Source organism: Collinsella sp. HCP3S3_D1, assembly GCF_052064015.1.
Classification (GTDB): domain Bacteria; phylum Actinomycetota; class Coriobacteriia; order Coriobacteriales; family Coriobacteriaceae; genus Collinsella.
In genome coordinates, this window is sequence record NZ_JBQHWK010000003.1 from 66,423 (window position 1) to 82,598 (window position 16,176).

At 55.7% G+C, this 16,176-nt stretch carries 9 protein-coding genes; all 9 read right to left on the reverse strand.

From position 1 onward, the window contains the following. Positions 1–47: 47 nt before the first annotated feature. Complete coding sequence (locus tag ACTNDJ_RS01575; RefSeq protein WP_441083224.1) at positions 48–1,016, reverse strand: hypothetical protein; 969 nt, start codon at positions 1,014–1,016, stop codon at positions 48–50. Between the two features lie 542 nt (positions 1,017–1,558). Next, positions 1,559–4,291: a hypothetical protein gene (locus ACTNDJ_RS01580; RefSeq protein WP_441083225.1), complete on the reverse strand. Its 2,733-nt coding sequence runs from the start codon at positions 4,289–4,291 to the stop codon at positions 1,559–1,561. Between the two features lie 457 nt (positions 4,292–4,748). Next, positions 4,749–5,321: a hypothetical protein gene (locus tag ACTNDJ_RS01585; protein ID WP_441083226.1), complete on the reverse strand. Its 573-nt coding sequence runs from the start codon at positions 5,319–5,321 to the stop codon at positions 4,749–4,751. Between the two features lie 4 nt (positions 5,322–5,325). Then, positions 5,326–5,883, reverse strand: a complete 558-nt coding sequence (locus tag ACTNDJ_RS01590; protein ID WP_441083227.1) for a hypothetical protein — start codon at positions 5,881–5,883, stop codon at positions 5,326–5,328. A 152-nt stretch (positions 5,884–6,035) separates the two neighbouring features. After that, a complete protein-coding gene (locus ACTNDJ_RS01595) occupies positions 6,036–6,650 on the reverse strand; it encodes a hypothetical protein (protein WP_441083228.1) in 615 nt (204 codons plus the stop codon). Positions 6,651–6,659: 9 nt separating this feature from the next. Next, a complete protein-coding gene (pglX, locus tag ACTNDJ_RS01600; RefSeq protein ID WP_441083229.1) occupies positions 6,660–9,197 on the reverse strand; it encodes a BREX-1 system adenine-specific DNA-methyltransferase PglX in 2,538 nt (845 codons plus the stop codon). A 132-nt stretch (positions 9,198–9,329) separates the two neighbouring features. After that, a complete protein-coding gene (pglX, locus tag ACTNDJ_RS01605) occupies positions 9,330–11,852 on the reverse strand; it encodes a BREX-1 system adenine-specific DNA-methyltransferase PglX (RefSeq protein WP_441083230.1) in 2,523 nt (840 codons plus the stop codon). Between the two features lie 30 nt (positions 11,853–11,882). Next, positions 11,883–15,542 carry a BREX system P-loop protein BrxC gene (gene brxC, locus ACTNDJ_RS01610; protein WP_441083231.1) on the reverse strand — a complete coding sequence of 1,220 codons (3,660 nt, stop codon included), beginning with the start codon at positions 15,540–15,542 and terminating at the stop codon, positions 11,883–11,885. A 9-nt stretch (positions 15,543–15,551) separates the two neighbouring features. Next, positions 15,552–16,175 carry a DUF1788 domain-containing protein gene (locus tag ACTNDJ_RS01615; protein WP_441083232.1) on the reverse strand — a complete coding sequence of 208 codons (624 nt, stop codon included), beginning with the start codon at positions 16,173–16,175 and terminating at the stop codon, positions 15,552–15,554. Position 16,176: the final 1 nt, after the last annotated feature.

The window sequence follows — 16,176 nt, forward strand, 5'->3', positions numbered from 1 at the left end:
TGTCATACCGGTCAAAACAATTCGCGTAACGCGTAATCACGTGTGCATTATTTTATCTTTGCCAGCACATCCTGGAACTTGGCATAGTTGACCTTAACGCCGTCGTCCAGGTCAATCTTGATCATCTGGTCGGCCAGGTGATGCAGCTTTTCCTCGTAGGCAACGGTCTCGGTCAGCTGGTCCTTCAGCTTTTTGATGCGCTTGGTCAGCGCGACCTTCTCACCGCGCTCGGCCGTGGCCAGCGCGTCCTCGGCGTCGGCGATCTGCGAGCGATAGCGCTCCTGCTGCTCGTGCACATAGTCGGTACGAATGCGCGCCAGCAGATCGGGCGTATAGCGGTGCATGTAGACCAGAGCCATAAAGCCGTTCTTCTTGCCGCTGTCGAACAACCAGTAGATGGGGCGCTTCTTGTAGGTCTGGCAGTGGTCCTTAAAGAAGTCCTTCAAAAAGTAGGCGCGAATTACCTCGCGCGAGGTACCCTTGCCGCCGAGCGCCTCGGCAATAAAGGCTAGGTTCTGCTCGAGCGTCTCCTCGCCGTACACGGTGCGCACAAAGTCGATAAAGTAGCGAACGATGTCGTCGTCAAAGTACTCGTCATCGGTGATGGGCAGCACATTGTCGCCATCGGGCATAAAGGTCACGTGATCGGGATCGGGCATCTTGACCAGGTAGTCGTTAACCGTGGCCCCCTGGTCGGCGAGGACCAGACCGTCCACGTCCAGCGAATAGCGACCAAACATGCAGCCCACGGCATAGCTTATAAGCGAGGTAATCTCGTCGCGCTTGGTGCGCACGTACTTGTTGCCCTTGTAGCTCTCGGGAATCTCGTCGGCGGTATCGAAGATGCGCGCCACCGAGACGTACTTGTCCTCGACCTCGATGGGCACCTCGCCCTCCATGTTGTAGATCTTGGCAAAGATTCGGTTGAGCTCCTCCTCGTTAGCGCGAAGCTGCTCAAAGCGAGCATTGACCTCGGCCTTGCGAGCCTCGTATTTATCGGCGAGCAACGTTGCCATATCTCTATCCCATCCAATCAGGACCGATTAAAAGCCCAATAAAACTAGCTAAGTCAACATAGACAAGTCTACCCGACGGCAAAGCTTATAGCGCCCTATGCAGAGCATTCTGAGACACCATTTTGAGGGCACGCCCACTACAGGCGAACCCCGCTGCGCAGCCAGTATGTATTAACTTACTCCACCAGCCCCACCATTTGTTGAGCAACAAGTGCGAGCGGTAGCCATAGGGCCATAGCCGCAGCACCCCAACCAAAACAGCACGAACGAACATGACCCACTATCTCAGACCAGACCACGGCATATTCCTAAAACCCCAGGCAGATTGACGAACATGTGTTTGGTCATTATAATTTCTACTTGAATAGACTCCTCGTCTCGTGGTATAAAAAGGTTGGTACCCTCGAATAGAGGGACCTCCAAGAGCCGGGGGCTTCCCCCCGGCATTTTTTATGCCTGAATCCAATGCTGGCTCGACATAAAAACGGGAGGGGCATCCCTAGAGATGCCCCTGCAAAATACATCCGACTTCTGCTTCAAAATCAATCGTCCCATATATCCATGAACCTTTTATCGGTCAACACATAAGCAGTGCGATTGTTAATCGGAGCAACCTTTTTTACTGAATGAGTCCTGTCATACATATAGCAAACAACGCCCGCTTTTGAGAACGTATCTATTCCGTCAACAGCGTCCATCATGTCATATAAAGTAAATACTTCCCCAACGTCAACTGTTTGCGCAAACTGCTTCGCAAGCCGCTTGTTTTCCGGATCGGTCTTAGCCTTCCTCTTGCGATCGTACGCTTGTCGCATCTGCCAATCGGCATCCCAATAGCATTCATCAAATCGGTCACTTTTTGGCACGCTGGCACAGAATGCTTCGAGCTTAGCCCTGCGCTCTTTCTTTTCGGCTTCTATTTGTTCGAAGTTCGCTTCGGCCTCTTTAAACGCTAGCTGGGCATCGCTCTTTTGCTGTCGCAACTCATCGACCTTTGCTTTGACGAGCTTACTTGAGCCCTTGGAGAGTTTGACCTCGATCGCCTTAAGGCTGGAATCGACCTTTTCTATATGCTCGGTAAGATCCGAGAGCTTCTTCTTTGCTTGACGTTTATTGCTAATGTCGAACAATCCAAACGACTGAAGCTCTTTCTCGCAGCTAGAGGCCTCATTATTAAGGTTGTTTCTTAGCTCTGCCAGCTGCTCTCGTTTGCGCTCTAGGTCCCGAAAGTAATCGAATTTTGAGATTGCCTCATTCAAATCGTCGACAATCGAATCTAGCTCGCGCTGGCGCCTCGCCTTGTTCGCTTTGGCGTCAAAATAATCGCCGCGCATCTCATTGCATCGATCGGCAAGCGCGTAGACCCTATCCCTCGTCTCGTCCTCTGCCCAAGACTTTGGTTGGAACGGCTGAGGCTTCTCGTCCTCGGCCTTTTTCTTCTCGATGACCACGTCGTTCTTTTTCTCAGGCGCAGCCGCCTTCTCCTCCTTGGCAGGCTCTGCGGTCTTCTCCTCAGCCGGCGCAGCAGCCTTCTTCTCCTTGGCGGGCGCAGCCGCCTTCTCCTCCTTGGCGGGCGCAGCAGCCTTCTTCTCCGGCGCGGCCTTCTTCTCCGGCGCAACGGGCGCCGGCGCCGGGTCCAGTCCAATGCGGGCGCGAATCTCACGCATGTGCTCGGAAGGGGCAAGGATGGCCTCTGCGTTACGCCCGTCTTCGAGGTCGCAATTAGATGCCCTCAGTAAAGCAACATCAATAACATTAGCTGCGGTAGAGCGAATGTCCTGATATACGGAGCTCTCTTTTCCGTAGAAGCGCTCCTGGGCATCGACCGCGTCAAGAATGCGATCCAGATAACGCTCGGAATCCGCATTTAGCTGAGCCAAAGCCTTTAAACCGGCATTCTCCCTATCAAGCGCAGTATTACCGTCTAGCAAACTGGTCTCGTATACTGCTGACGTATAAACACCTTGGCGAATAGAAATCAAAAGAGAAACGCCCTGGAATGCAAGCTCCCTGAACTCCTCAGGCTCGACCTTAGTTTCAAAGCATTTCTTAAACGCAATGTCCCAACTGAGAGGCTCCACCTTATTAAGACGAACGGTCGACGCGAGTCCATCGACAAACGTGCGGGCCTCATCAACACGATCCCGATCCCATGAATAGAACGTCACGCGCATGCAGTCGTTGTCACGGTATAGAGGGTAGACATAGAACTCCAGGCCAATCCCCGTATCCATGCCAGGAAGTCCCACGCCAACCTGAACGACAGCGACAATGCACCCATCACCCTGAACTTCGTGATATTCAAGTCCTCTGGGAACCATGTTGTTTATGGGAGGGAAGTGGATGTTCCTAACCACAGCGCGACGAACCTCAAGCTGGTCCATGATGCGCATTTCCTCTGGTGTTTCAGGGCGCCACGAATAAAGAACCTGAGCCCCTTCCATGCGCCTGTTGGACGAAGCGGGGCTTAAAACAAAGGTATCTTTTTGGCTGGGGTCGGAATCGACAATCCAGCCATCGGGAAGCGCCACGGAAAACGCATTGCCCCATACACGGTCGCCCTCGTTTGCAGCAACCTTCTTATCACCGCCTGCGTTACCAGGCCGCTCCCCTCCCGCAGGGGCAGACGCCGCGCCGCATCCGTCTGAGGCCGAGGTGTCCAGCTGAATCGTCGGAGCAGAGTAGACCATCATCGTTGCCGGCTTTTCCTGCACGCCCGGAACGTCCGTCACGTCGTCTACGACCAGCATAGATAAATCGACGTTCCTCGCCGCAACAAACGTCACCTTAAACGAGGCGCCTTGCTGGCTACGCAGCCCTTGGCGCATATCCCAAAGCATGCGTGTGACCAAGTTGAAGAACTGCGGAATACCGCGAGCGATTCGCGTGTCATACATTACGCAATACGCATCGGGGGCCGGATTGTCGATTACGAGCGCCTTGTTACAGCCGCAGAAATCAGCCAAAACAAGGCCCGTCAAATCCCCTTCTCGAAGCATAGGGTAAAGCGCCTCGTGGATTGCGCTCCTGGGAACAATGAGATCCTCATCGGCCTCAACCAGGTTATTCAGAAAACCGTCGACAAAGCAGTTGAGGTAATCATTCAGATCATCAAAGCCGCCCTGCGTGGCAAACTCGGTAAGCTCGGGCACCTTTTCGTTATCGACATGCAAACCGGTCGCAGCGTGATGATGACCGTCCCAAGTGATCATTCCATCGTCAAAGCAAACGCAATAATCGGACAGCAGGTGGAAAAAAGAAGTCACCAAATCCATTTGGATTAACCTTTCGCTTAGGTTTCTGAAGATATTCGACTTCCTTTGGGGCGTTTACGAGGAGGACTTCGATCCCCTCTATCCCCTCGCATTGGCCGAACACTGCCATCAACTTAGCCCATCAACCTCATCATTTGTTGAGCAACAAGTGCGAGCGGTAGGTATTGAGCTACAACCGTTGGGGTCGAATATAACACCGGCTGGCAATGCAATACTTTTCGATTGTCACGACATAAAAATAGAGGGCATCCCGTAAAGAGAAGTCCCCTTGTAAAGCGGTTGAATCGTTTTTCTTATGGCCGGTATTCTGCACCATGACCTCCAGAAACGGAAGATAGAGCGCCGGTGTTGCCGCCTGAACAGCTTTCCCTTGAGACAGAAAACATACATCTATGTACATAACAAAGACAGCAATCGGAAGTGCCCAGAAGAGAAGCCTAGCAGAGCGTCATAATAGCTACCCAGTCTCAGCCGTCTTCTGTTTTCGAGGTTTACAGGGACACTCCTCCATACATGACTCCGGAAATACAAATTCATAATCAGGCTGGAAGAACGACTCCCTGAATTTTGCACAAGCTCCGTAAACGTCTTCGACGATTCTCTTCCCGCTTAAAGCAAGATCTTTAAAATCGTTATCGAAATGGTCTTCGTAATGTTCAAGAGATAAGAGGTTATGCATTAAATTATTACGCAATTTAATCCATTTCTTGACCTCATCAAATAATTCGTTCGAAAACGATTCACTAATGCACTCCACCTTTGCCTTGTGCAGTCTCTCAACACAATTGACCTTGGTCGATATCGCGAGCTGATTACTCCCCTTGCGGCATTTGCCACCCTTAATGCAATACTTACATTTACGCTTGTATTTATCTAGGACGCGAAAGAACCGGTTTTCGAGACATGAATAGATTAACCAAGCCGCTTCAAAATACAGCCCTCCCTCAATTGAATCGTCAATCTTGTTTAGAAAGAAGTCATGCATGGTCGCCATTTCGCAGCGAAGCTCAAGTGACTCATTTTGTTTCATAAGCTCAATCCTTTGCAATGAGCGCAGCAAGAACCTCAGGCATCAGCTTCTCGGCATAGTCATCGGCAATTTTTTCAAAAGGAATGTTCCTATAGCCGAGCTCGTATTCGCGCCAACTATCTCTTTCGTCACGATTAAGGTTGGAAGCTATTTGAAGCTTGGTCTTGAGCTGCGCAAGAAGACGTTCACGCTCGTTTGCGAGCCTCATATAATCGGAAGCCAAAAGACGCTGACGGGTATCAAAGTGTCCAAACTCATGGAGTGTAGCGAAAACGCAATACAGAAAGCAGTCCCTATAATCCATGCCATACGAACAATCCCTGGCTATTTCCCTTGCCTTCGACAGCAAAATCTCATAAGAAACAGCGGTGTTTAGAGCTTTTTTCTCCTTCTCTTCAATATCCTGCAAAGGAACGTTCGCAACATATACCGCATCGTCATCAGGGCTGAATTCAAAGAACGCATCCCGTCCAACCTCTTTGTAAATAGCGATGTCCAATTCGAGACCTCGCGCAATCAATCTTGAAAGCTCGAAAGCCGTGGTTCGACCCTGGTTAATCACAACATTCACCCGCACGCACAAATACATATGAATTTGAGATATATCCCAAACCAGCCGCAAGGCCCAATGACTCGTCTGACAATCCAGCCAAGACTCCTTCTGAATGGTGCTCTAGTTCATTTATGCCGCCATGATCTCTATGAATATGATCCTTACTCCAAATCAGCTTTCATGCACCGAACAGTATCGATCCGTTCTTGCCAAAGCCAGTAAAATCCTTCCATAAACTGGCATCCGTCGTTAATAATGCCCTTTAACTCTTCAAGTTTTAATACAAACCTGTCGCTTCTTACGAAAACGTATGATTTGCCGGATTCCTTTTCCGGATAACGAGCGAAGTCGACGTAGTAGCCGCCCTCGCTATCATCGCCAACAGATTCCAAAAGGTCAACAAGCTCAAAATAAGCAGTTGTTTCCTTGGCTCTCGTGAGCCGCTCGTCACCGATGCCAAGAGCCGAGTTCAAAGAAGACGTCAATTTATCAAGATCGTGGATAGATTTAATGTTGACGCTCCATGGATTGGCACCTTTTGCCTCACAAACGGCTATTCGAGTTGCCTTGAGGTACAGCTCCAACGACTGGTGAGCATCGAACAGTATTGGAAAGACTATTGCGTCAGCGTCGTGTCCTGCGTTGTCACCCAAGAGGGAATCAAGGAGCCTAATTGCAGCTTTCCAATAGCCTTCTGCCATCATTGCATAGTTTTGAGAGCGATCCAGCTTGTCCATACGCCAGTTTAGGAATGCGTATTGCTCAGTTAGGGTCATCACAAACACCTACACCAACGGATGGCGTTTGAAATCCCATGAAGTTTCAAACGAATCCCAGTCAGAAACGGATGCCAGATAAGATTCTTGAACTATTTCCGCAATTTCATCGCTAGAAGAATCTTGTCTACAAACAGGAATGCGCTTAAGGTCTCCAACTTCATTATTGAGAGTCTGACTCAGTCCTAGCTTGAGATATTGCGCTATAGAGCTATTAAGCAACCCAAGAATGAAAAGCCTTTCCTCTTGGTCGTTCGGAACAATGTAATAGCCCGCTCCGCCACAGAGTGAATTATCCGAACAGGCTCGAACGCTAATTGGACCACTTGTAAGTGCGGACCAGGTTAATGTGCCGTTTCTATGATAAAACCTCTCATTTTGGACACGTGCTCTAACTTTTCCATTTTTATCCCTATTAGTCTTAATCTCATATCCATCATCTGACCAGTTAACAACGTCGGTCTGATTTCCTGACCATTTCCTGTAGTCGCCCCCGTCAAGCATAAAATGCCACTTGGCCCGAGATGGATTCCCTGCAACGCCAAGAATGTCCCGATACGAGCACTCAAACCAGCACCGAACAAAGAGATCAGTATCACCGCACTTTAACCCCTGAGCAAGCGAACTGATTGCGGAAAGCGGTAATCCTTCTTTGAAAGAAAGACGTGCCCCTTGCCCAAGCCAGTAGGCGATGGGGGTGCCGGGAATCTGCTTGAAGGTCTCGGCGTCGCGGCGGTAGAACCAGCCGCAGTCGGGGTTTCGGATCGCCTCGAGGGTCTTACCTTCCTGCAGCGTCCAATGATCAAAATCATTCAGCCTGATATAGCCACCGCGATAGCCTGCGACGTGCTTGTTCCTAATTACAAATGTGCATACCTGGGCAGCGATACCATGGAATCCGTGGACAGAAAGCTGCACCAAGCTATCAATAGTTTTGGTGGCAACCAATTGCTGGCGTAGGTTCTCGTAAGACGACAAGAACATCCAGCTATTCGACGTTGCAAGGCCCGCAAGGCCTGCTTCCTCCGTGAGCGAGAAAATGCGCGAGATAAAGCATGTGCACAGGTCGCTCTTCACGTCGGCGTAGTTCTTCTTTATCCACTTAGACATGAATGGATCGAATGCAGAACTACCCAAGTAAGGAGGATTAGCGACCACGCACGAGAACTTCGAAGACAGCGCTTCGCAGTCGGCAAGCGCATCTTTAAGCTTCTCTTGCGTATTGCCGGCGAACAAGCCACTTTGCAAGCCGCCGCAAAGCTCAATCGCCTCGCTGATCGCCGCGATATCCGCGCCATCGGGAACAAGGAGCGATCCGACCTCGTCAAGATGGGCAAGGGCGTCCAAGAGGGAACGTTTCTTGGCAAGCGCGCACCCTTCAGGAAGGTCGCCCTCTTCGAATACGACGGGCTTCAGGGTGAGAATGTTCGCAGATACACCGCGCTTAAAGAAACGGCGGTCGTGCTCACGGGAGCACATGGCTAGAACCAAGCTGGCAAACTGTCCGGCACGTGGGTCAATCTCCATGCCGTACAGGTTTTTCGTCAAGACAAGCTCAGGAATCTCACGCTCGGGGTAGCCACGCTCAAGATACATTTGCACCAGCAGCTCGAATGCATAGGCAAGGATATGTGCCGAGCCGCACGCCGGGTCGCAGAACGTAATGTCCTCAGGACCAGAGATATGGATGAAGTCCTCGTGCTCCGCATCGGACTCGATGTAATACGCCATCTGCTCTCGAAGATGGCTTTGGGGATTGTTGAGCATCCACAGGCGGCCGAGGGAGTTATCGACCATATAGCGCACGATCCAGTCGGGGGTAAAGAGCTGTGTCTTAGGGGCGAGGTCGTTCGCTTGAACCTTCGCACCCTTTTTGACAGCAGCATCAACCTCAGCCTTTCGCTCGGAGTTGTAGTACTGGTACATCCAGCCCAGGATCTGGACGTCCTCCCAGTCGGCCTCGTCGATGTCGCCCACCATGCGGCCGATGACGCCGTCGGGGTCCATGAGGTTTGCGGGCAGCAGCAGCGCCATGCAGGCGTCCACGGGCTGGAACACGCCGGGCAGGCAGCCGGAGAGCTCGGCGCACTGGGCCAGGAACAGGTAGCGGAACAGCGGCCCGTCCTCGCCGGCCTGCTTGAGCTCGGCGACGCGCACCGGGTCCGCCCCCTCTATCTCCACGTCGAGCGCCTCGTCGGCGGCCTGGCTGCCCAGCTCCCAGGAGCCGTCCGCCGCGGGGCGGGTGAACATGCGCACGCGGGAGGGCAGGAAGTCGTGGACCTCCATGTAGCGCACGGCGGCGATGCGGTTGAACCAGGTGTAGGCGGCGCGGTCGCGCAGGTGCTCGACGCCCTCCTCTGCCGCGGCGCGCAGCAGGGCGTCGCGCCACCCGGTCTCCTCCGGGGACAGGGCGCGCCCGCCCACCGCCGTCGCGCCGGCGGGCTCGGCGCCCCCGGCCACGCCATAGAGCCTCATGCGGGCCTCGACGCCGGCGATGAGCTCGTTGCGGGCCCAGATGCAGTAGTTCTTGATGGCGGTATCGTTCATGGCTATCAATCCTGATTTAAATAAAATTGGTCGGTGATCGGTATATACAGAGATGAAAGGCTTGGGCTACATTGTCAAAAAAACAAGGACGAACGCACCCCACAGTCCTCATGAGCGATTAATCAAACTTGGCTAGAGAAGCGGATGGCGTTTGAAATCCCAAGAGGTTTCAAACGAATCCCAATCTAGTTCCGCAATATCGACCGCCTGATTTGCAAGCAATTCAATCGAAGCATCGTTCTCGACGCCATCAGCAAGTGGCAATGAACCGATTTTGGAAACTTCATAATTTAGTGTCGGGGAAATCAAATCAAGCATCGAAGTAGCAACCGAGCTGTTGCAGAGAGCAACGATTGACATTAAAGACACGCGGGTGTCAAAGAAACCAGAGCTCGCATGTTCAACGAGACCGCCCTCAGGAAACAGGCGGAAGGATGGCTTTCCAGAAGAAATCATTGACCAGCAGACCGTTCGACACAGCTTCATCTTTGCAGGAAGATCCATTACGCGGCGATGCTCTGCCTCGGCATTTCCGATGACATTCTTGCCGTCATTTTCCCATTCAACAACCTCTTCAAGATTGCCGAACCACTTTCGAAAGGCTCCCCCCTTCCAAACAGGAAACCATTTCATTGATGCGGCTTTATCGCTTGCTGCACAATTGGTTATCGAACGAGACACTTCCCACCAGGAACGGATGAATCGGGCATTATCCCCAGTCTGAATTCCAATATGAGGCCTTGATACATCTTTTAGTTTCGTAAGCATCGAAAAAGAATCGAGCATACCGTTACCAGCCCAGTAGGCGATGGGGGTGCCGGGGATCTGCGTGAAGGTCTCGGCGTCGCGGCGGTAGAACCAGCCGCAGTCGGGGTTTCGAATCGCCTCGAGAGCCTTCTGGCGCTTGGCCTCGCTGCCGTTGATGTCGACGAGGCGCACGTAGGCGCCCTCGCATGCCGCGCGGCCGTTGTAGACGACATCGGCCGTGACGTTGACGACCTCGCCGCCGATGGCGTCGAAAGCGCGGGGGCCCAGGTGCAGCATAGACAGGATCGACTTGGACCCGATGAGCGAGGAACGCATCTTCTCGAAGCTGCCCAGGAACATCCAGCTCTGCATGGTGATCATGGCCGCGTAGCCGCGGTCCTTCGCCAGGTTGAAGCCGCGCTCGATGAAGCACGTGCACAGGTCGCTCTTGACGTCGGGGTAGTTCTTCTTGACCCACCTGGACATGAAGGGGCCGAAGCTGGAGCTGCCCATGTAGGGCGGGTTGGCCACCACGCAGTCGTGGCGGCGGGCCAGGGCCTCGCAGGTGACCAGGGCGCGCTGGAGCCTCTCCCTGGAGCTGCTGCCGAACAGGCCGTCGGCGCCGGTGAGCTCTATCGCCTCGCGGACCGCGGCGAGGTCGCCCTCGCCCGGGGCGAGCAGCGAGCCCGCCTCGTCCAGGTGCGCCAGGGCGTCGAGGAGGTCCTTCTTCTTTGCCAGGGCGCTGCCCTGCGGCACGTCGCCCTCCCCCAGCGCCACCGGGGCGAGCACGGCGATGTCGGCCTGCACGCCGCGGCCGAAGAAGCGGCGATCGAGCTCGCGGGCGCACATGGCCAGCGCCAGCCGCGCGATCTGGGCGGCGCGGGGGTCGATCTCCATGCCGTGCAGGTTCCTGGACAGGACGAGCCCGGGGATCTCGCGCTCGCGGTAGCCGCGCTCCAGGTACATCTTGGCCAGCAGCTCGAAGGCGTAGACCAGGATGTGGCCCGAGCCGCACGCCGGGTCGCAGAGCGAGATGTCCTCGGGGCCGGCGATCCTGATGAAGTCCTCGTGCGCCTCGTCGGGCTCGATGTAGTACTCCATCTGGTCGCGCAGGGGGCTTGCGGGGTTGTTGAGCATCCACAGGCGCCCCAGCGAGTTCTGCACCATGTAGCGCACGATCCAGTCGGGCGTGAACAGCTGGGTGGCCGGGCCTATGGTGTCGGGGGTCTCCTTGGCCTTGGAGGCGAAGAAGGCGTCCTTGACCTCGGAGTTGTAGTACTGGTACATCCAGCCCAGGATCTGGACGTCTTCCCAGTCCTCCTCGTCGATGTCGCCCACCATGCGGCCGATGACGCCGTCCGCATCCATGAGGTTTGCCGGCAGGAGCAGCGCCATGCAGGCGTCCACGGGCTGGAACACGCCGGGCAGGCACCCGGAGAGCTCGGCGCACTGGGCCAGGAACAGGTAGCGGAACAGCGGCCCGTCCTCGCCGGCCTGCTTGAGCTCGGCGACGCGCACCGGGTCCGCCCCCTCTATCTCCACGTCGAGCGCCTCGTCGGCGGCCTGGCTGCCCAGCTCCCAGGAGCCGTCCGCCGCGGGGCGGGTGAACATGCGCACGCGGGAGGGCAGGAAGTCGTGGACCTCCATGTAGCGCACGGCGGCGATGCGGTTGAACCAGGTGTAGGCGGCGCGGTCGCGCAGGTGCTCGACGCCCTCCTCTGCCGCGGCGCGCAGCAGGGCGTCGCGCCACCCGGTCTCCTCCGGGGACAGGGCGCGCCCGCCCACCGCCGTCGCGCCGGCGGGCTCTGCGCCCTCGGCCACGCCATAGAGCCTCATGCGGGCCTCGACGCCGGCGATGAGCTCGTTGCGGGCCCAGATGCAGTAGTTCTTGATGGCGGTATCGTTCATGGCGGCCTCCCCTTCCCCGGTGGTCCTTGGTTAGCTCAGGCGGATGGCGTCGTTGCCCTGCAACTCGGCAAGCAGACGAGCGCGTAGCTGACCAAGGTAGGCATCGATATCGCTTTCGCTCTGTAGCTTTTTGCGCTCGCCCAGGTCGGCCAGGCGCAGCTTTTTAATCCTCTTGGGAGCAGGCGCGGGTGCAGGCTCGACGGTCGCCGAAGCATCGTTGCCCGGGTCTTTGATCGTAGTAACGGTCTCACCGTTGGGCGTGACTTCTACGAATCGGCTCTCACGCTGCTGGCGGGCCTTCTCCTCATCGATAGCTTTATCGATGTTCTCGCATGCGCGATCGCAATACTCAATCAGCTGCTGCTTCAGCGCGGCAAGCTCGCTCGCCTTGGTGGCAGCGTGAACGCGGCTCTCAAACGACTTAGCCATACGGCCCGCGTCCTCAATGGCGCGCTCGGCCAGCTTGGCATAGCCGTCCTGGCTCTGGGCATATTCGTGCACCTGGGCCATCTGTGCGGTTATGTCGTCCAGCATCTCCTTGCGCTTGGCATCGACCATCTGCTTATGGGCAGCCATGACGGGCTCCATCAGGTCATGGAGCTTGCAGATCTCGCGGTACGGACGCGGACTCTTAAGAATCTGCTCAATACGCTTGTTGGCCTCAACCGCCTGGGCGTTAGAGTCCATGTAGAAGCCCTCGTCCTTCATAAGGCCCATAAACGCAACGGCCTTATCAAAGACGGGCTTTTGGCTCTCAAAGAAGAACACGACCTGGTCGTAGCCCTCTTTCCAATCGTCCAAATCGTCTTGTGCCTTTACGAAAGCATTGAAGAGCGCCTGGGCATCGTTCTGGTTGTCCAGCAGGCGCGTGGTCAGCGTAATGCCATCTTCCAGCACCTTTAGGCCCGGGTACGGGTAGGCTGGGGCCAAGCCCGTAAAGTTGTTGTTCGTGAGCTCCACGCACTCGTTCTTGTAGCCCGTAAGTGTATCGACCACCGTGGCGGTAAGCTCGTCCTCGTTGGAAATATCACGCTTGGCATCGAAGGTCTCGCGCAGCACCCTGTTGACTTTCTTGATGAGTTCGTCGCTCATCTTTACGCGCTCGCGCACTTGTGCCTTGTCGGCATCCCTGCGCAGGTAGGCAACCATACGCAGGTCTGAGGGGGCAATATTGGCGCCGGCAACCGTAATGGTCGCGCGTTGTGAAACCACCAGCTGCGCCACCACGTTGGCAATGTCGATTTGGAGCCAGCCATAGGGAGCACCCTGGAACTTACGCTGCAGGTCGCCCATGGTCGTATTCAGCGACAGGCGCGTCTGGGCATGCAAAAAATCCGCAACCTCTTTTTCGGCTCGGGCGTTCTGGGAGCTCTGTCCGTCGAGCGCCATCTGGTTGGCACCGCGCAGCGTAGCGCGAATGTCCTCGTCGGTCTTGGCGGGATCGGCAATGTAGTCGGCCTTGGTAAAGATAGCATCCGTCAGCTTTGACAGGACCTGTTCAAACACGTCGGCAGGCTTGGTGGCGCGGATGTTAACCATGGAGCCGTTCACGGCCACGCGGGCACGCAACACGGCCTCCTCCAGCAGTTTGGTCGCCTCGCGCTTAAGGAAAGTAGCTTCGTCATTCTTTTTTTTGATAATCTGCTGGGTCGAAGGCGGCAGAGCCTCGGTGTTGATGGTCTTGCGGTACTTAGTGATCTTGGCCACATTCTGCAGATCGTCGAAGTAGTCGATGTCATCTGCCAGCACCACCAGCGCGATATTGGCAGACTTAACGGCGAGCTCGGCATCGTCGGCGCGCGAGAGGTCATCGGCCACCGTGACCACGTTGAGCTTCATACCGCCCTGGGCAGCGCCGCAGAGTGAGTCGTCAACATAACGGTCAAAGGGAAAGTCGTTGTCGCCCACGCGCAACTTGGTAGCCGTATAGATACCGCCAAAGAGCAACTTTTTAATGTCCTCGATAATCAGGGCAGCATCTACCGGCGTCTCGCTAATGGCGCGCGAGATATCCTGTTCCTCGTCGGTAAGGAAATTGTACGCATCGCCCTGACGTGCCACGTAGTTTTCGCGCACCAGGCGGTTAAGCGATTCCTTGACGCCGTCCTTAAGGGCGGCCTTGTCCACATCCATGCCATCGACCATAAGGATGGAAATGTTCTCAACGTTGGACTTGATGTAGTCGATATAGCGGATCAGATACAGCAGTTTTAGGACCTTAACGTCCTGGGCCTTAAGGCCATGGCCGTCCTCGGCCGCACGCTCGGCGCGCGTGACCACCTGGATCACGCCGTGCTCCAGGTCCTTGGCGATGGTATCGAAGAAGCGCCAGAACGGCACCAAGGCGCCAACCTCTTGGTCTTGGATGGCCTGGGCAGATTCCTGGAAGGCCGAGAGCATGGAGCGCTCGCCCGTGGACATGTGCTTGGCCTTGACGCCGTGCTTGCGCACCTCGGTCATAACGTCGGGCAGTACCTTAAACTGATAGTTCACAAACGGGTAGCTGGCCGTAAAGTCGTTGCGGCTGGCATAGCCAATCAGGTCGCCGCGCGAACCGTCAAAGGAGAATACGTTTTTGAGCACGGTGCTCTGGGCCTCATAGTCCTGCTGGAGCTTTGCCGAGGCGGCATCGTTCTTTTGCAGCACGCGGCGCTGGATAACCTCGTCCACGCTGGAGCTGGAAAGCGAAAGGCGCGTGTTAAAGCGGCCCTGAATCTTGGAGAAGTCGTCGCCCACGATCATGGCGACCTCGTCGATGGCCTCCTGGCTGGTCACCATAACCCACACGCGGCCACCGCAACGGCTGCCCAGCTCCTCGACGAGCGTCTGCAGCGACAGCATAAGGCTCGTGCTCATGTCGGCATCGGAGCCAATAAACTGACCCACCTCGTCGACCATGAACAGCAGGCGGAACTCGCCGCCGCACTCCTCGGCACGCTTGTCGGCATACTGCTTGACCATCTTGGCAAAGGTATCGGCAGCGATGGCGTCGTCCTCGGTACCGTCGAACCAATGACGCGCGGCCTGCTCGCTCATGCCCAGCACCTCTTGCAGGGCCTCGACGATATCGTCCTCAAAGTAGCTATAGCTCTCGCGGTCCTCGAGCCAGTTGCCGCCACCAAAGCGCTCGTAGGCGGCGCGGAACTCCTGCGTCTTGCCCTTGCTATCGATATGCTGCTCCAGGCGCGCGAGCTTAAGGTCCTCGCCAAAAAAGCCCAGGTGCTCAAAGAACACGCGCTCGAAGGCGCGCAGCAGAGCCGTGCGCGAGGTGTCGCCCTCTTTCCACTGGCCGCCCTTGCTGTCGATGTTAAACAGGATCGCCTCGGTGGGAACCTCGCAGCAACGACGAACCCGAGCGGCCACGATGGGATCGGAGATCTTGCCATCAAAGTAGTCGACGGCGCGCTTGCCGGCAATCTCATCGTTTTGCAGCAGATACGAGAGCATCTTGAGGAAGTGCGATTTACCGGAGCCAAAGAAGCCGCTGATCCACACGCCCATATTGTCGGTGGGAACGTCGAGGGCCTTGTCGTACGCCTCGAAGAAGTGCGCAAAATGACCCTGCAGCTCGCGCGTCACCACGTACTCGTCGAGCTCCTGGCGCACCGATTCGTCGCTGGCATCTTGCACCTTAACGACGCCATTGATGGAACGGTTGATGTCCTTGGAAAACAGGTCTTGGATAATCATCTGTCGCTCCTAAGAAATATCGAACGCGCGGTAGTAGTTGCTGGCGTTCTCTTTGTTGAACAGCTTGAGCTGGCGGCCGTCAAAGCTGCCGGGGTACATGACGACGACGGGCACGGTGCCAAAATCGGCAAGCATGTCGTTGAGCAGGTTGTGCACGCGCAGCAGCGGAAAGACCTCGCCCACGCCCGTAAGCAAGATCACGTCGCCGGGCTGATGCGGCTGGGTATGCTCCAAGAGGTACTGGGCAAAGCTCTTGGAGCTACAGGGCTTCTGGAGCTCTTTGATCTGGGCCTCCGAGCCGACCTTTGCCTCACGCCGGGGAATCGCACGCAAAATACGGCGCTGCTCGCAAATCTCGAGCATCACGTCGTACAGGTTAAAGACCTCCAGGTTGCACGGCAGTTTGCCGGCCTGGGCATCTGCCATGAGCTCGTCCACGTAGGCGCGGCACTCAAACTCCAGCGAGGGGTCGTAGCAAAACGTATAGAAGCCGATCTCGTTACCGATGCCCTTGTTGGCCAAGAAGTCCTGGTCTTGCAGGCGCTCGCGCAGCGCCTCGCGGCGATGGTCAAAGTCCTCATGTATGCGCTCGGCGCGGTTGCGCGGGCGAATGTGCGGCTGGTTTATTGCCATG